Raw genomic sequence first — 20516 nt, 5'->3', positions numbered from 1 at the left:
TCCGGCTCACGCCGCCGCCGCCATTTCGGGCTTGAGGACCACCTTGGTCCAGTTGTCCTGCTCGTCGTGGAAGCACTTGTAGCCATGCGCCGCCTCCTCCAGCGGCAGGCGGTGCGAGATGAGAAAGGTCGTGTCGAGCGTGCCGTCCTCGATCTTCTCCAGCAGGTCCTTGGTGTAGCGCTGGACATGGGTCTGGTCGGCCCTGACCTGCAGCCCCTTTTCCATCAGCGCGCCCAGCGGGAACTTGTCGGTCATCCCGCCATAGACGCCGGGGATCGAGACCCTGCCGCCCGGCCGCACCGCGAGGATCGCCTGTTTCAGCGCCGCGGCGCGGTCGGCGCCGATCCCGACCTTCTGCTTGACCATGTCGATCATGTTGTCGGCGGCGAAGCCGTGTGCTTCCATGCCGACCGCGTCGATCACCGCATCGACCCCGATCCCGCCCGACATTTCCATCAGCGCCTCGCGCACGTCGGTCTTGGTGAAGTCGATCACGTCCGCACCCAGCCGCTTGGCGAGTTCGAGCCGGTGGGGGTGATGGTCGATCGCGATCACCCGCGCCGCACCCATGACCAGCGCGGACTGCACCGCGAACAGGCCGACCGGGCCGCAGCCCCACACCGCGACGGTGTCGTCGGGTTCGATGTCCGCGTTCTCCGCACCCATCCAGCCGGTCGGCAGGATGTCGGACAGGAACAGCACCGCGTCGTCCTCGAGATGGTCGGGAACTACGATCGGGCCGACATCGGAAAAGGGCACGCGGACATATTCCGCCTGCCCGCCCGAATAGCCGCCGGTGAGGTGCGAATAGCCGAACAGCGCCGCCATCGGATGGCCGTAGAGCGTCGCCGAGAGGTCCTGCTTGTCGGCCGGGTTCGAATTCTCGCAGGCGGAATATTGCTGTATCTTGCAGTGGAAGCAGCCGCCGCAGCTGATCGTGAAGGGAACGACGACGCGCTGGCCTTTCTCGAGCGTCGAATCGGGGCCGGTTTCGACCACCTCGCCCATGAATTCGTGGCCCAGCACGTCGCCCGGCCGAACCCCGGGGATGACGCCGTCGTAAAGGTGCAGGTCGGAACCGCAGATCGCGGTCGAGGTGACCTTGAGGACGGCATCGCGCGGGTTGATGATTTCGGGATCGGGCACGTCCTCCACGCGCACGTCGTGGGTTCCCTGCCAGGTAAGGGCTCGCATCACGCATTCTCCTGTTGGTCGGCACTCGCTTTCGCCGGTTTGGCGGTGTGGGCCGAGGTCGCTATCTCGCCGGTTTCCATCAGCATCTTGAAACGCTTGAGATCGTGGCGCGCCTGCGCCTCGGGGGCGCGCATGAAAAGCCCGGCGATCTCCTTGCCGATCTTGCCGCCGGGCGGGGCGTATTCGATCAGCAGCGATACGCGGGTGCCGCGCTCGCCGGGGGCTTCGGCGAATTCGACATGGCCCTTCGCCCAGATGTCCGAATGGCGCACCGATTCCCAGGCGATCCGGCGATTCGGCAGGTCCTCGGTAACGCGGGTGTGGAGTTCGACCATCCTGCCGCCGGGGGCCTTCACCACCCAGGCCTCGTGATCGCCGTGGGGATGGACGTCCTCGATGTTCTCCATGAACCGCGGAAGGTTCGAAAAATCGCGCCAGAAGCGGTAGAGTTCCTCCGCAGGCTTGCGGATCGTGACCGTCCGCCCGCCGACGACATGGTCGCCGTCCGGGCGCCTGCGGGTGAAGCCCGGCGCATCGTCGCCGCCGCCCCTGTGCCGCCGGGCGAGGAAGGCGCCGAAGGCGACGGTCCCGGCGACGAGCGCAATGCCGGTGAGCGCACCGGTGATGCCGCCGCCGTGGCTCCGTGTGTCGTCGTCCCCGCGCTTTCGGGCCCGCGTCATTGCCTGCTCGCCGGTCTTCGCCACGTCGGCCGCAGCCAGTTTCCCGCGCCCGATCGCCTTGCGCCCCTGCGCCGCCGCCCGCCGGCCTTCGCCGAGCGCGAAGTCACGCACTCCTTCGCGCCCCAGCCGGCCCGCGCCCGGCCATCTCCGTGACCGGCTGCCTGCCTTGCTCATGACAATCTCCTCTCGCCTTGGTTCGTGGTCCTGATCCAACGCTAGGGCGGCAGTCGCGTTTCAGAAGGGCGAGTAAAATTCGCCCGTGCGCGGCCTAACTTTCTTGATTGAAGATGACAAAGTGAAAAATTTGCGCGACGAACGGAGCGTGCATTATTGCAGGAAGAGCCGAAAACACGCCGAATAGAACCTTTTGTGAGAGAACTTTTTCGAATTTGCGACATTATGATGAGGTCGGGCTGCCGGGGCCGATCCCCGGGCTCAGGCAGCCCCGGGCCGACGCCCGTGCGAAAGGACCTTTTCGATGCACGCACCGCTTTCCCGGACCGCGCGTCCGCGCCCCTGCCCCTCCTACGTGCCCGCGCGTCGGCCCGATCCCGTTTCGGCCCCGCTGCGCCGCCTGCTCGCGGCCGAGCCTTTCGCGCACCGCGTCCGCCTGACCTCGAGCGAGTGGCCCGCGCGCTGTCACGCCGCCTATGCGGTCGCGATCCCCGTCCGCAATGAGATCACGTTGCTGCCCCGCGCGCTCGCCGCGCTCGAGGCGGCGATGGAGCATGCGGATCGGCCGGGCGTGGCGGTGTTCGTCGTCAACGACACGCGCGATGCGTCTGCCGACTGCATCCGCGACTGGGCGCGCGAGGCGCCGTGCGGGGTCGCGCTGGTCGAGGCGGAGTTCGATTCAGCGATCCGCAACGCCGCCCATTGCCGGCGGCTGGCGCTAGACTGTGCGGCCGCGCTCGTCCGCCCGGGCGGCGCCCTGCTGACAAGCGATGCCGACAGCCGCGTCGCCCCCGGCTGGATCGCGCGCTGCCTCGAAGAGCTCGGCAAGGGCGCCGATCTCCTGTGCGAGGACGTGCCCCTCGACGAACGCGAACTTGCCCGCCTGCCCGCCACGGTGCGCCGCGCGGAGGAGGCCGAAAGGGCCTATTTCGATGCGAGCGAGCGGCTCTGGCAGGTCTGGACCGGGGGCCGCGTCGGGGCCTTCGCGTGGCGCGTCTCGGGCGCGAGCATGGCGGTGAGCGCCGCCGCCTATCGCGCGATCGGGGGGTTGCCCGTGCCGGACACCGGCGCGGACGCGGCCCTGTGTGCCGAGATCCTGCGCCGCGGCTTGAGCGCGGTGCAGATCGGCGATGCCGGGACCCGCGGTTCGGCCCGGCTCGACGGACGCACGCCCGGCGGTCGCGGCGACGAGCTTGCCCGCCGCGCGCGCTCGGCCGATCCGTCCTGCGACCACCGCCTGCTGCCGGTGGACGAATTGCGGCGCAGCGCCGAACGGCGGACGAACAGCGGCCTTGCCCTGACCGAACGCCGCCCGCCGATGCGCCTTTCCGAGGTCGAGCTCGAACTCGCCAGGGCCCGCGGGCTCCTGGCGGCGCACGAAGCGCGCGATGCTTGATCCGTGGGACTGCGCGACGAGCGACTACGAGCGTTCCAAGCGCGCGGCCACGCTCGCCGCGCTGGGCAGGCGGGAATATGACCGGGCGCTCGAAGTGGGCTGTGGGGCGGGGGTGCTGACCCGCGCGCTCGCGCCGCGCTGCTGCGCGCTCATGGCGCTCGACGTGTCCGAGATCGCGCTCGAAGAGGCGCGCTCGCGCTGCGGCAGGGCGCGTGGCCTCACCTTCGGCCGCTGCGAGGTCCCGCGGGAATGGCCGAACGGGCGGTTCGATCTCGTGATGCTGTCCGAAGCGCTCTATTTCCTCGACCGCGAGGAGATCGAGGAAGTCTCCCGCCTCGCCCACGAGGCGCTGGAGCCGGGCGGGGAATGCGTGCTCGTCAACTGGACCGGGGAGAACGACCTTGCGGTCGGCGGGCGGCAGGCGGCGGAACTGTTCGCCCGCGCGGCAGGCTGGCAATCGCGCGGCTGCCGTCAGGCGGAACTCTACCGGATCGACGTGCTGACCCCCGAATTCTGACAGGTCAAAGGTCCGGCAGCCGCTGCTCGGCAAATCCCCAGCCGGCAAGCGTCTTGCTGCGCGCCCGCTCGAGCAATTCCTCCGCATCGCCCAACCGCCACTGCCCGGCGCCGGTCACCTTGCCGAGTTCGTTCCAGCCGATCGGGGCAGCCACCGGCGCCCCTTCGCGGGCGCGCACGGCGTAGGGCAGGATCGCCGTGCTCCCGCGCTGGTTTCGCAGCCAGTCGATGAAGATCCTGCCCTTGCGCTTCGCCTTGCTCATCGTCGCCGTGAAGCGTTCGGGCTCGGCAAGGCTGAGCGCCTCGGCGAAGCGGCGCGCGAAGTCCTTGTGCGCCTCCCAGGAATGGCCGGGCACGAGCGGGACGACGACGTGCACTCCCTTGCCGCCCGTGAGCATGGCGAAGCTGGCGAGCCCGAGGTCCGCGAGCCGGTCGCGGATGTCGCGCGCGGCGCCTTTGACGTCGCCGAAATCGAGCCCTTCGTCCGGGTCGAGGTCGAACACCATGCGGTCCGGCGCCTCGACTTCGCTTGTCCGCGCGCCCCAGCCGTGAAACTCGATCGTGCCCATCTGGACGCATTGCAGGATGCCGCGTGCGTCCTCGATGTAGAGATAGTCTTCGTAACCGCCGTCCTTCTCGCGGATCGGCACGCGCCGCACCGCGTCGCCGAAGCCGCCGGTGTCGTGTTTCTGGAAGAAGCATTTCTTCGCCCGGCCCTGCGGGCAGCGCACGAGGCTGACCGGGCGCTGCGCGGCGAAGGGGAGCATGATCGGGGCGATCGCTTCGTAATGGTCGGCAAGATCGCCCTTGGTAGCGCCCGAACCGGGGAAGATCACGCGGTCCCGGCTGGAGATCGTGACCTCGGCGGCCGGTGGCGGGGCGGGCGCGGGCGTCTCGGGCGTGACGGTCCCGGGGTCCTTGTCCTCGCGCAGGCCGAGAAAGCTGCCGTGGCGGATGTTCCCGTCGGCGGTGAATTCGGCAAAGGCGACCTCGGCGACCAGTTTGGGCGTGACCCAGCGCACGCCCCGGGCCTTGGCCGGTTCGACCTCCGCAGGCGGGGTCTTGCGTTCGAGCCGCTTGAGCTTCGCGATGAGCGCATCGAATAGGTCGGCGTCGAAGCCGGTGCCGACATTGCCCTTGTAGACCAGTTCGCCGTCCTCGTTCTGGGCCATCAGCAGCGAGGAGAACGGGCGCCCCTTAGCCTGCGAGGGCTTCCACCCGATGACGACGAATTCCTGCCGCTGCGTGCACTTGACCTTGACCCAGGCCTTGCTGCGCGAAGGGTGATAGGGCGCGGCGATCCGTTTGGAGATGATCCCTTCCTGGCCGGCATCGCACATGGCCCTGAACAGTCTTTCGCCCGCGCCGATGACATGGTCGGCGACATGGATCGGCGGTTCGGCGCGTTTGAGCAGGGCCTCGAGCCGATCCTTGCGCTCAATATTGGGCTCGCCCGTGAGGTCCTCGCCGTCGAGCTCGAGCAGGTCGAAGGCATGGAAGGCGAGCGCGTCGGCTTCCCCCTGTGCGCCGAGGCCACGCTTGAGCACGGCCTGCAGGGTCGAGAAATCCGGATTGCCCCTGCTGTCGGATGCGACGATCTCGCCGTCGATGAGGCAGGAGTGCAGGTCCAGCCCGGCGAAGGCTTTGGCGAGCGGACCGAACTTGTCGGTCCAGTCCTTGCCCGATCGCGTGTAGACGCGCACCTCATCGCCCCTTGCCGCGACGAGGGCGCGGTAGCCGTCGAACTTGATTTCGTGCAGCCAGCCGTTCCCGGCTGGAACCGCGTCGACGAGAGTGGCGAGCTGGGGCTTGCGGAAGCCCGGCAGGGCGGCGGGTCGGCGGGGTTTGCGCGGCCGTCCGGTCTTCGGCTTCATCCGGGCGAGGACGCTGGCCCGGCTCGGCTCGACCGGCTCCTTTCCCGCCGCGATCTGCGCCATCGAGCGGCCTGTCGCTATGCTGGTGAGTTCGCGCTCGACCAGTTCGTCGGTCGCGCCCGTGTGTTCGTCCTCGAGCTTTCTCAGCAGCCAGTTCTCGCGTTTCTCCTTCCCCCTCGGCTTGAGCCGGACGAGCAGCCATTCGCCTTTCATCCGCTCGCCTTCGAGACGGAAGTGCAGGTGCCCGCGCTCGATGTCGGAGGCCTTCTTCCCGGGGACCGGCGCCCAGGTCCCGCGGTCCCACAGCATCACCGTCCCGCCGCCGTACTCGCCCCTGGGGATTGTCCCCTCGAACGCGGCATAGGACAGCGGGTGGTCCTCGGTCCTGACCGCCAGCCGCTTGGTCGCCGGATCGAGCGAGGGGCCCTTGGTGACCGCCCAGCTCTTGAGCACGCCGTCCAATTCGAGCCGCAGGTCCCAGTGGAGGCGGGATGCGTCGTGTTTCTGCACGATGAAGCTGTCGCCCGCGCCTTCGCCGTGCTCTCCCGCCGGTTCGGGCGTCGCCTCGAAATCGCGTTTGCGGTTGTATTCGGCGAGCGCGTTTCCCTGCCCGGGTCTGGCCTTCGCGCGCGCCATGTCAGGCCGATTTTCCGGAGCGGCTGCGCTTCTTCGGAGCGGCGTCCGATCCCTTCTCCTCGCCCACGGACTTCTTGAGCGCCGCCATCAGGTCGACGACATTGCCGCCGCGGCCCCCGCCGGGTTCGTCCACGTCCTCGATCACGGCTTCGCCCTTCTTCGCCTTGCGCTTCTTCTCGATCAGGCCGCGCAGGGCCTCGGAATAGCGGTCCTCGAATTCGCCCGGATCGAAGGGGGCCGATTTCTGGTCGATCAGCGCGGCGGCGAGGTCGAGCAGTTCCTTCCTGGGCTTGGCATCGGTTATGTCGTCGAAGAAGGCCTGCCCCTCGCGCACCTCGTCGGCATAGCGCAGGGTTTCGAGCAGCAGGCCCTTGCCGCAGGGCTTGATCGCGACGAGCTTTTCCGAGCCGCGCACCGAAAGCTGGCCGAGCGCCACCTTCTTCGCCCGGCGCAGCGCCTCGCGCAGGACGACGAAGGCTTCCTCGGCCAGCTCGTCCTGCGGGGCGACGTAATAGGGCCGCTCGAAATAAAGCGGGTCGATCTCGTGCGCGTCGACGAACTGCACCAGTTCCAGCGTGCGGCGGCTCTCGATCCTGACCGCGTCGATCTCCTCGTCCTCGAGCAGCACGTAGCTCCCCTTCGACACTTCGAAACCGCGGATGATCTCGTCCGTGTCGACCGGGCCGATGCCGGGCACGACCTTTTCGTAGGCAATGCGCTTGCCGCTCGGCTCGTGGATCTGGTTGAAGCGGATCTTCGAACCGGTCTTGGTCGCCGAGAAGAGTTCCACGGGGATCGAGACCAGCGCGAGCCGGATCTGTCCCTGCCAATATGCGCGTGCTGCCATGATCGTCGCCTTTCCGGGGGATTCGACTAACGGCGCGGCGATTGGTTTCCTCAGGCGATCCGGACGAAGCGGGGGAGCGCCAGCGGCGCGCTCGCGGCGGAGAGTGCGGCGAGGGCGAGGAAGACCGCCTGCGCCCCCAGCCTGTCGTAGGCGAGCCCCGCGATCGCCGGTCCGGCGATGCTCCCCGCGGCGACGAAGAGCAGCGCGGCGGTGAAGCCGAGCAGGCTGCCGCCCGCGAAGATCCGTTCCGCCCAGAAGGACAGCACCGCGCTCGTCATCATGATGAAGACGCCCTGCAGCGCGGCGGACGCCATGACGCCGGGCCAGGACGCGGGCGCGAGCGCGAGCAGCGCGGCGGAAAGCGCAGCGGCGAGCATCAGCGCGGCGACGAGCGCGGGAAGGCCGATCGCCCGGCGCACCCGCGCCGTCCCGATCCCGGCAAGACCCGCAAGGCCCAGCGCGACGAAGATCGCCGCCGACGAACCGTTCGCGGGCAAACCGGGAAGTCCGCCCGCCTGCTCGACCGTGCGCGCGGCGAAGGTGATCCAGATCGCGGTGGTGATCCCGAAGGAGAAGGCGACGGCGTAGAGCGGGGCCGCTCGGCGGCGGCGCACCCCGCTCCAGAATTCGCGCCGTTCGCGCCGCGGCGCAGGCGCGAGGCGGGTCAGCAGGCGGGCATTGACCGCGAGCGCGCCGAGCCCGAGCAACGCGAAGAAGACCCAGGCCCAGCGCCACGACACTCCCCAGAGCGCCACCAGCAGCGCCGCCGCCCCGGCCAGCGCAATGCCGAGGCTGGTCCCCGTGCTGATCACCGACAGCGCGCCGGGCCGCCGGAAATCGCTGAGGCCGTCATGGACGAGGCGGTTGAACGGCGACCAGGTGAGGCCGGGGCCGAGCATCGCGAGCGCCACCCCGGCGGCAAGCACCGCGGCGCTGCCGGCAAAGGCGACCATGGCGAGGCCCAGCGTCGAACAGATCAGCCCGATCAGCACCGGGCGCGTGCCCCCGAAGCGTTCGCCCAGCTCGCCCGCCGCGACGAGGCCGGCGAGGAAGCCGGCAAAGCCGATGCTGGCGATGGTGCCCGATGCGCCGCCCTCGATCCCGAAGGCGGGCCGCAGCTGCGGCAGGAACAGGCCGAACCCCACCCGCGCCGGCCCATAGGTCAGCAGGGTTGCGGCAAAGCCCGCCAGCGACAGGCCGCGCACCGCCTCGCTCTGCGGGTCCGCTGTCATGCGCGGCGAAGTGGGGCGCCATGGCGCGCGCGGCAAGGGCAAGCCTGTCCTCCTCGCGCCGCGCCGCCCCGGCGCAAGGGCCGGGCACCTCTCGCGGATCGGCGACGCGCTTCGCTCATGACATCCGGACCCATTCCCCGCCGCACGACCCGCTGCGCCTGCGGGGCAGGCGCGGGCGCTTTTGTCGGAATGCGACAAATTGCGATGCGGCGTGCCGAAACCGCAACCAACCGCTTGAACTGGGGTGGCTTGTCTGTAGAATCCCGTGCCATCCGGCAGTTCGCTGCGGGAGGGCGGTGGTCGCGCTCGGGGCGAAGACGGACTTTCCGGTTCGTAAGGGGTTAACGGACCGCGGGGGAATGATCCCCGCCAACCGAAGAATTGGGGGGATTCTTGCACGATCGATCCGCACAGGCGCGCTGCGTCCGCCGATTGCCGCTGGCCGGGGCCGCGGTGCTTTCCGGCGCGCTGCTTGCCGGACTGCCGCTGCCCGGCGCATCGGCCACAGCGCAGGTCGCGCCGCCCAACCGCAGCGAGCTCGTCCCGCCCGAACGGCGGGAACGGCGCGACGGACCGACGCTCACGATCGACGGCGACATGGAGCGCGCGCCCTGCGTGCTCGACCGGCCCGAATACGCGGACATCCGCCTGACCCTCGAAGGCGTCGAATTCGCCGGGCTCGAGAGCGTGCCCGGGCTTTCGCTCGCGGATGCCTACGACCAGTATGTCGGGCGCGAGCTGCCGCTTTCGGTGCTGTGCGACATCCGCGCCGAGGCCAACGCGATCCTGCGATCGGCCGGCTATCTCGCCACGGTCGAGATCCCCGAGCAGAACCTCGCGGACGGGATCGCGGATTTCCGCGTCATCTTCGGGCGGCTGACCGCGCTGCGGGTGCGCGGCGAGGCGGGGCCTTCGGAACGGGTGGCGGCGCGCTATCTCGAAAAGCTCGCCGGGGGCGAGGTGTTCAATGCGAAGCAGGCCGAACGCTATCTCCTGCTTGCCGACGACCTGCCGGGGCTCGACGTGCGCCTGTCGCTGCGCCCCGCGGCGGGCGGCGCGCCCGGCGATCTCGTGGGGGAGATCGCGGTGGTGCGCCGGGGCGCGCTGCTCGACGTCAACCTGCAGAATTTCGGATCGCGCGCGATCGGCCCCTTCGCCGGGCTGGTGCGGGGCGAATTCCACGACCTCACCGGCCTCGGCGACCGCACCAGCATCACCGTCTTCTCGACCGCGGAATTCGATGAACAGCAGACGGTCCGCATCGGGCACGATTTCGCCGTCGGGGGCGAGGGGCTGCGGCTCGGCACGGGGCTGACGCTCAGCCGGACCAGCCCGGACCTAGGCCTTGCCGGGCTCGACATCGATTCCCGGACCATGCTCGCCTCGGTCTTCGCGAGCTATCCGCTCCTGCGGACGCGCCGTTTCAGCGCCTTTCTCGAAGGCGGGGTCGACATCGTCGGCCAGGAGGTCGATGCGAACGAAATCCGCCTGACCGAGGACCGGGTGCGGATGGTCTATGCCCGCATCTCCGGCGAATGGACCGACACCGACAGCATCGCGCGCGTAGGCGGCTACACCCCGTTCGAGCCGCGGCTGCGCGCGTTCTATTCGGCCGAACTGCGCCAGGGCCTCGACGTGTTCTCGGCGAGCCCCGACTGCCGCGGGAACCCGCTCGCCTGCCTCGCCGGAGGGGCGCCCCCGCCGAGCCGGATCGAGGCCGATCCGACGCCCCTGCTCCTGCGCTACCAGGCGGGCGCCGAATACCGCCCGGACCCGCTCGTCACCTTCTCGCTCGAGGCGCGCGCGCAGGCGACGGGCGACGCGCTGCCCGCGTTCGAGGAATTCGCCGGCGGCAGTTTCTCGATCGGGCGCGGCTACGACCCGGGCGCGATTCTTGGCGACAGCGGCATCGGCGGGGCGTTCGAACTGCGCTACGGCTCGCTCGCGCCGCAAGGGCCGCAGGCGCTCGCCTGGCAGCCTTACGTCTTCACCGATGTCGCCTTCGTCTGGAACGAGGACCCGAGCCGCCGCCCGCTCAATCCCGACCGCCTGTGGTCGACCGGCGGCGGGGTGCGCGCGGCCTGGGGTTCGATGATGCAGGCCGATGTCCTCCTCGCGGTCCCGCTGGAGCGGCCCGATCTCGCGCCCGAACTCGGCGACGTGCGCCTGATGTTCTCGCTGACCGCCCGCCTTTTCCCGTGGAGATACTGAGATGACCCGGACGATCGAGAAGCGCGTGCGGTGGATGCTCGGGTGCGGCGGGGCGGCGCTCGCCCTCTCGCTCGCGGTCTCCGCGGAAAAGGCGCAGGCGCAGGCCTTCCAGGCGAGCGAGACGGTCGTCGCGGGATCCGCCACCCGCATCCCGACCGGCACGGAGACGGAGACGATCACGGTCGAAACCCCCACCGCCGTGATCGACTGGACGCCCGAGATCGACCAGGGCACGGGCAATGCCCTCGATTTCCTGCCCACGGGCGCGGTCGCGACCTTCGAGAACGACGGCAGCAGCAACCCGGGCGGTGATTTCGCCGTGCTGAACCGGATCCTGCCCACGCAGAACGGCGACATCACGGTGATCGACGGCAGCGTGATCTCGCGCATCGTCGACCTGCAGCTCGGCACCAGCACGCCCGGCGGGACGATCGCCTTCTATTCGCCGACCGGCATCCTCGTCGGCGCGAACGCGAGCTTCGACGTCGGCAACCTCGTCCTCACCACGCTCGAGCCCGATGTCGCGAGCTTCGAGGATTTCGTGCTCGACGGCGGCACCATGCTGCTCGATGCGGGCGATGCGCCGACCGCGCGGATCGAGATCGAATCCGGTGCCCAGATCACCGCGACGGCCGAGAATTCCTATTTCGCCGCGATCGCCGCCGGCGTGCGGATGCGCGGCACTTCCGACGTCAACGGCAGCCAGGCCTATGTCGCCGGGCGGGTGGTGAACCTGACCTTCTCGAACGGGCTGTTCGATATCGAGATCCCGGTCGGCACGGCGCTCGGCGATACGGTGGTGGGGTTGAACGGGGACGTCGGCGGCCCGTCGAGCGCGGAGGCCGGCGACAACCACATGATCTATGCGGTCGCGCGGGCCGCGGAAAACCCGATCTCCATGCTGTTCACGGGCAATCTCGGCTTCGAACCCGCGGCGAGCGCGGACGTGGTGAACGGCGAGATCATCCTTTCGGCGAATTACGACGTGTTCGGGCGGACGGTGCAGAACGGCACGATCTCGGACGGGATCGACGCAATTTTCGACGCCCAGCCCGATTCCCTGGCTTCGCCCCTCAACGAAGCGAACATCGCCGTCCAGAACATGGATTCCTCGAGCAGCCTGCTCGCCATCGGCAGCAACCTCGTCGAATTCAACGCGGGCGAATCGAGCATTACGGTCGACGGGAACCTGCTGGTTGTCGGACGCGAACGCGCGCTTGCGACGGCTGGTTTCGGCATCATAAACGTGACCGGCGACATGCTCGTTTCCGCCAGCACCTACGGCGTCGTCGGATCGGACTTTCCAGATCCGGGCCTCATCGATGCCGTCGGCGGTGAAGCGCGGCTCGAGGCGGGTGCCTTTTCGGAGATCACGATCGGGGGCGATGCCCTCGTCACGGCCGATGCGTTCGGCGGCGCGGATACTTTCGAACTGGTGGCGGGAAGCGCGACCGCGGGCGTCGCGCTGATCGGCGCGGGCGAGGGCACGGTCGACATTCTCGGCGATGTGACGGTGAGCGCCTCCGCGTTCGGTTCGACGCAAATCGGCCTCCTCGCTGCCGACGCGGCGGTGACCGGCGGGGAGGCGCTGATCTTCGCCCGGGACGGCGGCGCGCTCTCGCTCGGCGGCCGGGTGGAACTGCTGGCGGAGGCGTTCTCGGTTCCCGGCGGCGATGCGGCGGGCGGGCTGGCGTTGATCGACAGCACCGCGGAGGCCTTGATCGGCCTTGGCGGGCCGGTCTTCCTGTCGGCCACCGCCCTTGCGACGGGCGATTTCGAGACGCGCTCGATCGGCTCTGCCGATGGCGGTGTCTCCCAGATCATCGCGACCAATGGCGGCGAGATCGACGTCACCGACAGCGTTTCGATGGAGGCGAACGGTTTCCTTGGCGAAGAGTCGGGCGATTTCCTGAGTCTCGGGGACGCGACCGCCGGGACGGCGGAACTCTTTGCCGACCTCGGCGGCCTCGTCACGATCGGAGGAGACCTCTTCGCCGATGCCAGCGCATCGGGCGGGGCGGGAAGCACCATCGAGCCGAGCGAGGTGTCGAACGGGTTCGGGGGCTTTGCGCGTGTCGCGGCGCTGGGCGGAAGTTCGATCTCGATCGGAAGCTCGGTCAGCCTCTCGAGCTTTGCCCAAGGCGGCACGTCGAATGCCGAAGGGATCGGATCGGTTGGCGATTCGGGCGAGGCGACGGTTTTCGCGGCCGGTCTCGGCACGGTCGAAATCGCCGGCGACCTGCGGCTCGATGCCGTAGGCGACGGGGGCGCCAATGCCGGCGGGACCGGCGGGACGGGTCTTGGCGGACGGGCCAGCGCCACGACCTTCGACGGAAGCACGATCACGGTCGGGGGCCGGTTCGATGCCGGTGCCGATGGGGCTGGCGGCGATGGGGTCACGGGCGGGGACGGGTTCGGCGGGATTGCCGGAGCCGTCGCCGGAACCGGGCTTGTCGAGATCGAGCTCGATGCGCGCGCCAGCGCGACCGGCAGCGGCGGCAGGGCATTCTTCGGCTTTGGCGGCGATGGCGGGATCGGCCGCGGCGGAAATTCCTTCTTCCAGGCCGAGGGAACCCCGAGCGATACCGCGAGGATCCTGATCGGAGGCAATGCGGCGGTGGATTCGTCCGGACGGGGCGGCCGCGGCGGCGAAGCCGACGGATCGACGCTCGCAGAGGGTCGCGGCGGCGACGGCATCGGGGGCGAGTTCACCACGCCCAACCAGGCCGATCCCGAAGTCAACAGCGGCGCCTTCCTGCTTGCGGGCGGCGACAACGGCACGCTGACGATCGGCGGACAGGCGTCCCTTCTCAATCGCGGCTCGGGCGGCGAGGGAGGCTTCGGCTCGAGCATCGAGGATGGCGGGCTCGGCGGGGACGGCTTCGGCGGCCTCGCGCAGTTCGGGCTCGTCCTCCTGGGCGGCGACGGATCGCTCGGCGAGGGATCGGCGAGCGCCGCGTTGGTATCTATCGACGTCGAGGGCGCCGGCGGTTCGGGAGGCTTTTCGGGCTTCGATTTCCCGACCGGAAACGGCGGCGACGGGACAGGCGGACGGGCTCTCGTCAATGCGCAGGCGGGCGCTGTCGCGGCCGATTTCATCACGCTGGAAGCGAATGGCCGCGGCGGCTCGGGCGCGCTCGGCGGCGACGGGTTCGGCGGTGAACGCAGCGGATCGGCAACCAATTTCGGGGGATCGCTGACCGTCGGGCAGTTCAACGCCTTCGCACGCGGTTTCGGCGGCGATTCCTTCGCCGGAGCGGGCGGCAACGGCACGGGCGGGGAGGCCTTCATGGGCTTCCAGGCCGGCACGACGGAGGTCACCGGCGAAGTGATCGTCGATGCGACCGGCTTCGGCGGACAGTCCGAGACCGGCGTCGGCGGGACCGGGACCGGCGGTATCGCCGACCTCGCGATCTTCACGCCAAGCAGCGGGACCGGCACGATTGTCGGCAATGCGTCGGTCGTCGCGAACGGGATCGGCGGCGACGGCAGCGAGGGCGAGGTCGGCGGCGACGGCGAGGGCGGCGAAGCCTTCATCCGCGCCCAGGCAGGCGGCACGATCACCCTCGGCTCGGCCACCGTCAGCGCCAGCGGCCAGGGCGGATCGGGCCTCTTCGATTCCGGCGGCAACGGGACGGGCGGCCGTGCCTTCATCGAGAGTTTCGACGCGGACAGCAGCGTCACCGTGCAGGACGTGGCGATCGGGGATTTCGACGGGGGACTGAACACCGGCGCGCTTCTCGCCGCCGTCGGCGTGGGCGGGGATGCCATCGGGGAGGCGGGCTTTGCCGGGACCGGCACCGGCGGCGAGGTCGAGCTTTTCGCAGGCACTGGGGGACTTGTCGAACTGCCCGCCTTCGATCCCCAGGGCAATTCGTTGACGGTCATTCTCGCCGAGGGCTTCGGGGGCGGCTCCGCGGTCGATGGCGAAACCGCCGGCGCGGGGATCGGCGGCACCGGCCTCATCCGGGCCGATGGCGGGATCATCACCGCGGGGCAGCTGGCCTTCTCGGTCGTCGGCTTCGGCGGATCGAGCCTCGATGCCGGGCTCGACATCGCGGGCGGGAGCGGTTCCGGCGGCACGCGCACGGTCGAGGTTCTGGACGGCGGCGAGCTGACGGCCGCCCTCGCCGGTGGGGCCGGCGGCGGGTTCGGCGGCGACGGTTCCGGCAGCGGAGCGGGCGGCGATGCGACCGGCGGGACGACCAGCCTTACCGTCGACAACGCCGTGCTCACTCTGCTCGGAAGCGCGATCCTCGTCGATGGCAGCCGGGGCGGCAGCGGCGCGGTCGGCGGCGATGCGGGCGGCGGTTCGATCGATGTCCTCGTCACCAATTCGACGCTCGAACTGCTGGCGTCCGCCGGCGGGGCGGGGAGTTTCGAGATCGGCGGCCAGGCGACCGGGGGCGACGGGATCTCTGCGGGCGGGAACGCCGCCGGGGCCGACAGTTTCGTACGGTTTGCAGAAAGCACCGTCTCGGGCGGCTCCCTTACCGTCTCGGCACAGGCCCGCGGCGGAAGCGTGACCGGGGGCGACGGCGTCGGCGGGAATGCGTTCGCGGGCGATGCGTTCTTCGTCGCAGAGGGCTCCACGGTCGAACTCGAAGAGCGCCTGCTGGTCTCGGCGGGTGCCGTCGGGGGTGACGGCGCGCTCGGCGGGGAGGCGCTCGGCGCGTTCGCGAGCGTCGAATTGTCCGCCTCCCAGCTCACCGTGTCGGAACAGCAGGGCGAGGTCCTCATCCTCGCCGATGCGATCGGCGGTGCCGGGGACGAAACCGGCGCGGCCGCGGGCGGCACGGCGCAGTTCCTGCAGTTCGCTGCCTCGCTCGACGCCGCGGCGCTGGTGATGGACGCCGGGGCGAGCGCTGCCAATGAATCGGCGGGCGGCACCGGGGGTGAGGCGCTGGGCGGCTTCATCGAATCCATCGTCGAGGGCGACTCCGCGCTCGGCGTGACCGACTGGTTCATGCTCGCCGACGCGTTCACCAGCGCGGGCGGTGCGGCCTCCGGCGGACTCTCTGGCCTCGTCGCCAACACGGGCGGCGGGCCCGGCATCGACGTCGGCGGGCAGATCGTCATGAGCGCCAGCGGCGAAGGCGGCGATGCGAATGCCGCCGGGCGCTTCTTCGTCGACGCGCTTTCGGGGACGACCCGGACCGCGAGCTTCGCCGGTTCGGCCCTCGGCGACGCGCCCGGCGACTTTGCCGAATCCTCGCTCACGGCCGGGGGCGGCGACCTGCTGGTGGACACGCAGCTGTCCGTCGAGGTCTTCGGCGATTTCATCCTTGCGGCGGAATCGGGCGGTTTCATCGGCGGGCCGGACCCGTCCGACCCGACCGTTGCGATCGACATCACCTCGCAGGGGAGGATCACCTTCCTCGGCGACAACGACGAGGCGATCGATGTCGGCGGGCTGTCGATGACGCTTGCCGCGCGCGACATCGCGATCGAGAGCGGCGCGCGGATCGGGGCGGTGACGATGGAATTCAGCTCGCTCGACACTCTCGCTCCGGCGATCCTCGGCGGCGAGGGAACGCCTTCGGGTGAGGTCGAGGGCGAGGGCTTCACGCTGGTCGCAGAGGAACTCGCCCGGATCGAGGCGGGCAGCTTCGCCTTCTTCCAACCCGTCCTGACCGATGCGGGCGGCGATGCGCCCGATATGATCCTGCGCGATGCGACCGTGTCCGGTTCGGCCGATCCGGCGGGCGGGATCTCCGAGATCCTGCTGGAGACCTTCGGCGAATCCGGCATCATCCGGGTGGAAGGCTTCGTCGAGGTGCTGAATGCCGCGCCGACCGACAGCTTCACGCTCGCCCCTCGCGGGGGTTCGCAGGGCGGCGCGACGGGGCGGATCGAGGTCGTCACGCCGGGCGGCATCGCGATAGGCGACAGCGACGGCCTGCCGACGGGCGAGCTGATCCTCGAAGCGGGCGACATCTGGGCCGGCGATGCCGATCTGATCGCCGCCTTGCAGGACGACCGCAGCTTCGCCGGGCGCGACGACCAGCTCCAGACGGCGATTTCGGGCAGCGACGACCCGCTCGGCTACCTGCGCGCAGGACAGGTCGGGATCGTCGTCGGCCAATCGCTGCTGGTCCGCAACACCGGCAGCGATACCGACCAGGGCGGCATTCTCGTCAGCGAAGGGGGTCTGTCGATCCGGGCGGACGAGAATGCCCGGTCCGCGCTCGACGTGTTCGCCTATGGCCGACGCCAGCGCCCGGACGGGACCTTCGTGACCGGCTCGGACTTCTTTTCCGAGGTCGAGTTCAACGCGGGGGTCGGCAACACCGATTACACCGAGGACGCCGCGTTCAACGACTGCGTGATCCTCACCGGCGAATGCCCGGCAACGGTCGTCGAACCGCCGGAACCGCCCGAGCCATCGCTGCCCGGCAACGAGACGATCGTCGAGACGATCGCGGCGATCAGCAACCCGGCCGTGATCGAGGATCCGGTCGACCTGCCGCCCGAGGAAATCCCGCTGACCACGCAGGAAACGGACGAGGCGTTCGGGGCCGATTTCCCCGGCCTGATCGATACGCCGCTGCTGACCGAGGAGCCGCTGCTCGACGATCCGGTGGCGAGCGGCGGCGACAGTTCGGCCTATCGCGCGACCGGCACCGGCGGGACGGGTATCTCCGGCGGGCCGGAAGGGGACGATGATGAGTAGGGCGTTGAAAAGGATCACCTCGCTGATGGTGCTGGGGGCGGTCGGCGCGGCTGCGGCGTGGACCGCGCCCAATGCCGCCCGGACCGCGGACGGAGCGGACGCGCGGCAGACTCCGGTGAGCCTGCGCGACACCTTCCCGGTCGGCGACAACGGGCTGTGCGAGGCGCAGATCGTCGCGCCGGAAGCGGGCGCGGACCTGTTCGACCGGCGCTATTCGATCATCTGCCGCGATGCCGCGGCCCCGATCGGCACCTTGTGGGTGGTGCGCGGCCGCCATGCCGACAAGCCCGAAAACCGTTTCGGCGTGGCCGGGGCGACCTGCCGCGAGGCCGCGGACGCCGCCCCTCCCGAAGGGCTCGGCCCGGTGCGCGAACTCGTCTGCGAGGCGCCAGGCAGGTCGCTCGCCACGCGGCTGATCGTCGGCGAGGTCGGTCGGCGCACCTTTGCCGCGAGCGGGTTCAACGCCTATGCCAGCGCGCTCCGGCTGGGCCTCGCCTCGCTCGCGACCGATCGCGTGGCGAAAGGCGAGGTCGACATCCCGCTCACCCAGGCGACCGACGCGCTCGCCTTCGCCCGCCAGCAGGCCGAGGCGATCGCCGCCGACCAGGCGCTGGTCGAGGCCTATCGCCGCTCCAACCAGGGCGAGTTCGCCGAAGCCGCCGAATTCTTCGCCGCTTCGGCCGAGGTCCTCGGCGGCAGGAGCGCGGTGGACGCGCGGCTCAACGAAGGGTTGCAGCAATCCAATCTCGGCAATCACGCCGAGGCCGATCGACTGTTCGCCCTGACCCGCGACGAGGCCGCGAACGACCCGGTGCTGGCGCGGCTGCAGCGCAATTACGAGGCGATCCACGCGCTCAACCAGGGCGAGGCCGAACGCGCGCTCGAACGGATCGACCGCCCGCTGGCTAAGGAATTCGGCGATCCCGCGTTGCTGCGCGAGCTGACCATCGGCCCGGCCATGGCGAACCGGCTCGAGGCGGAAAGCCCGAGCGCGGGCGGGTCCTATTCGGCGGGGCTCACCGCGCTCGAACGCGCGCAACTGCTCGACGGCCAGGCCGATTACCTGCGCGCGACCGCGCTCCGGCTGGCCGGCCGCGCGGGCGAGGCGCCGCGATACCTGCGCGCCGCCGACGCGGCGATGTCCGGGGTGCGCTACGGACGGGTGAGCTCGATCCTGTGGCTGCGCGCGCAGGTGCTCGGCGAACTCGCCGAAGTCGCCGAGATCGAGGGCCGTCCCGGGGAGGCCGAGGCCCTGCACGAGGAGGGCATCGCGCTCCTCGACAGCCGCTATCCCGGCAGCCCCGCCGTCCAGAGCGCGCGCGCCCAGCTCGCCGGGTTCCTTGCCCGGGCCGGGCGGCGGGACGACGCGCTCGCGCTCTATCGCGGGATCGTCGCGGATGCCGAAGGCCGCCCGCTGCCCGCTCTGAGGAGCCTGATGGCGCCCTATTTCATGCTCCTGCTAGACGGGGGACGAGACAAGGTGGGCGATGCCGCGGCCGCGGCCGACATCTTCGCGGCGAGTCAGCTTCTCCAGCGCCCCGGCCTTGCCCAGACCCAGGCCGTGCTCGCGCGCGAATTGTCCGCCGGGAGCGACGAGGCCGCGCAATTGTTCCGCCGGACGACCAATATCGGCCGCGCGATCGAGCGGCTGCGGGCCGACATCGCCCGGATCGAGGACACGCAGGTCGCCGGCGCCGATCCTTCGCCGCAGGCCGCGCGGTCGATGGACGAACGCCGCGCGCGGCTCGCCTCTCTCGAGGCCGAACAGGCCGAGGTGCTCGAAGCCCTTGCGCAATACCCGCGTTACCGCGCCGTTACCGGCTCGGCGATCGACCTTGCCGACCTTCAGGCGATCCTCGAGCCCGGCGAAGCCTACGTGAAGCTCGTCACGCTCGAAGAAAAGAGCTTCGTGATTTACGCGGCCAGGGACACCGCGCTCGCCTACGAGGCGGCGATCGCGCCCGAGGCGCTGGAGGAGGAGGTCGATCGCCTGCGCGAGACCATCGCCATCGCCGAAGGCGGCCAGGTGCTGACCTTCCCGTTCGACATCGAACGCTCGCGCCGGCTCTACCGCGCGCTGTTCGAGCCGGTCGCGGATCGCCTTCCCGCGCAGCGGCACATCGTGTTCGAACCCGACGGGGCCATGCTGCGCCTGCCGATCAACCTGCTCGTCACCGACGACGAAAGCGTCGCCCGCTACAAGGAGCGGCTTGCCGAGAGCGGCGACGAATATGATTTCACCGGCACCGCCTGGCTCGGGCGCAAGGCGCGGATCAGCACGTCGGTGGCCGCGACCGCCTTTCGCGAAGTGCGCGCCGCAGCCCCTTCTGACGCAGGCAAGAGCTATCTCGGCCTTGGCGAGAACACGCCGATCGGGGACAGCCCGGCGGGCCGGGCGCGCACCCGCGCGGCGCTGGCGGGCGGAGAGGAGTGCCTGTGGTCGCCCGCGATCTGGGCCAACCCGATCGCCGCGGACGAGCTCTACATCGCCGCCGAACGGTTCGGCAGCGCCGCCGCCGTGGTCACGCGCGGCGATTTCACCGACAGCGCGATCCGCTCGCGCGAGGACCTCGCCGATTACCGCATCCTCCACTTCGCCACCCACGGCCTCGTCACCGCGCCGCAGCCCGAATGCCCGCCGCGCCCGGCGCTGCTGACGAGTTTCGGGGACGAGGGCGATTCGGACGGGCTGCTGAGCTTCGCGGAGATCTTCGGGCTCCGCATCGATGCCGATCTCGTCATCCTGTCGGCCTGCGACACGGCCGGCGGGGCGACGGTCGGGGCCACCCGCGAAGCGGGCGTCACCTCGGGCGGGGACTTCGCGCTCGACGGGCTGGTGCGCGCCTTCGTCGGGGCGGGCGGGCGCACCGTGCTTGCGAGCCATTGGCCCGTGCCGGACGATTACGACGCGACCAAGCGCCTCGTCTCGGGCCTGTTCGCGGCCGACGGCGCCGAGACCGCCGAGGCGCTGAGGACCTCGCAGGCAGAGCTGATGGATACGGCCGAAACCTCGCACCCGTTCTACTGGTCGGCGTTCGCGGTCATCGGCGACGGCACGATCCCCGTGCGGCGCTGACCGCCGG

Annotated in this window: 10 protein-coding genes; 5 read left to right on the top strand and 5 right to left on the bottom strand. The window is 70.2% G+C overall.

The features are described 5' to 3' along the window. Positions 1-6: 6 nt before the first annotated feature. Positions 7-1194 (bottom strand): zinc-dependent alcohol dehydrogenase, encoded by a 1188-nt coding sequence (locus BLU08_RS07330; RefSeq protein WP_090197502.1) that lies wholly within the window; start codon positions 1192-1194, stop codon positions 7-9. Further along, positions 1194-1985, bottom strand: a complete 792-nt coding sequence (locus tag BLU08_RS07325; protein WP_233996135.1) for an SRPBCC family protein — start codon at positions 1983-1985, stop codon at positions 1194-1196. Before BLU08_RS07325 ends, BLU08_RS07330 begins: the two co-directional genes overlap by 1 nt. 367 nt (positions 1986-2352) lie before the next feature. Between BLU08_RS07325 and BLU08_RS07320 the strand changes: the two genes are divergently transcribed. Then, a complete protein-coding gene (locus tag BLU08_RS07320) occupies positions 2353-3444 on the top strand; it encodes a glycosyltransferase family 2 protein (RefSeq protein ID WP_090197500.1) in 1092 nt (363 codons plus the stop codon). After that, complete coding sequence (locus tag BLU08_RS07315) at positions 3437-3961, top strand: class I SAM-dependent methyltransferase (RefSeq protein ID WP_090197498.1); 525 nt, start codon at positions 3437-3439, stop codon at positions 3959-3961. The genes BLU08_RS07320 and BLU08_RS07315 overlap by 8 nt, the downstream gene beginning before the upstream one ends. A 4-nt stretch (positions 3962-3965) precedes the next feature. On the opposite strand, the gene ligD is transcribed toward BLU08_RS07315, so the two are convergent. The 3 genes from ligD to BLU08_RS07300 are packed head-to-tail and all read right to left on the bottom strand — an operon-like array spanning position 3966 to position 8549. Next, a complete protein-coding gene (gene ligD, locus BLU08_RS07310) occupies positions 3966-6470 on the bottom strand; it encodes a DNA ligase D (protein WP_090197496.1) in 2505 nt (834 codons plus the stop codon). A gap of 1 nt (position 6471) precedes the next feature. After that, entirely contained in the window at positions 6472-7317 is an 846-nt protein-coding gene (locus BLU08_RS07305) for a Ku protein (protein WP_090197493.1), read from the bottom strand. Positions 7318-7367: 50 nt separating this feature from the next. Beyond that, entirely contained in the window at positions 7368-8549 is a 1182-nt protein-coding gene (locus tag BLU08_RS07300) for an MFS transporter (protein ID WP_090197491.1), read from the bottom strand. Positions 8550-8942: 393 nt separating this feature from the next. On the opposite strand from BLU08_RS07300, the gene BLU08_RS07295 reads away from it, so the two are divergent. From BLU08_RS07295 to BLU08_RS07285, 3 genes are read left to right on the top strand one after another with little or no spacing between them, the layout of a single operon-like run. Beyond that, complete coding sequence (locus BLU08_RS07295) at positions 8943-10760, top strand: ShlB/FhaC/HecB family hemolysin secretion/activation protein (protein WP_090197488.1); 1818 nt, start codon at positions 8943-8945, stop codon at positions 10758-10760. A gap of 1 nt (position 10761) precedes the next feature. After that, on the top strand, positions 10762-17433 hold the full coding sequence (locus BLU08_RS07290) for a hypothetical protein (RefSeq protein ID WP_090197485.1): 6672 nt from the start codon (positions 10762-10764) through the stop codon (positions 17431-17433). Between the two features lie 4 nt (positions 17434-17437). Beyond that, positions 17438-20509 (top strand): CHAT domain-containing protein, encoded by a 3072-nt coding sequence (locus BLU08_RS07285; RefSeq protein ID WP_233996134.1) that lies wholly within the window; start codon positions 17438-17440, stop codon positions 20507-20509. Positions 20510-20516: the final 7 nt, after the last annotated feature.

This window comes from Erythrobacter sp. HL-111 (genome assembly GCF_900105095.1).
Classification (GTDB): domain Bacteria; phylum Pseudomonadota; class Alphaproteobacteria; order Sphingomonadales; family Sphingomonadaceae; genus Erythrobacter.
Note: the sequence above shows the minus strand (reverse complement) of the source record. Positions and strands in the feature narration are given on the sequence as shown.

Bases quoted from the DNA above. Each gene is read 5' to 3' on its own strand.
- BLU08_RS07290 (WP_090197485.1), top strand. From the start codon at position 10,762: ATGACCCGGACGATCGAGAAGCGCGTGCGGTGGATGCTCGGGTGCGGC.
- BLU08_RS07315 (WP_090197498.1), top strand. From the start codon at position 3,437: ATGCTTGATCCGTGGGACTGCGCGACGAGCGACTACGAGCGTTCCAAG.
- BLU08_RS07320 (WP_090197500.1), top strand. From the start codon at position 2,353: ATGCACGCACCGCTTTCCCGGACCGCGCGTCCGCGCCCCTGCCCCTCC.
- ligD (WP_090197496.1), bottom strand. From the start codon at position 6,470: ATGGCGCGCGCGAAGGCCAGACCCGGGCAGGGAAACGCGCTCGCCGAA.
- BLU08_RS07300 (WP_090197491.1), bottom strand. From the start codon at position 8,549: ATGACAGCGGACCCGCAGAGCGAGGCGGTGCGCGGCCTGTCGCTGGCG.
- BLU08_RS07305 (WP_090197493.1), bottom strand. From the start codon at position 7,317: ATGGCAGCACGCGCATATTGGCAGGGACAGATCCGGCTCGCGCTGGTC.
- BLU08_RS07330 (WP_090197502.1), bottom strand. From the start codon at position 1,194: ATGCGAGCCCTTACCTGGCAGGGAACCCACGACGTGCGCGTGGAGGAC.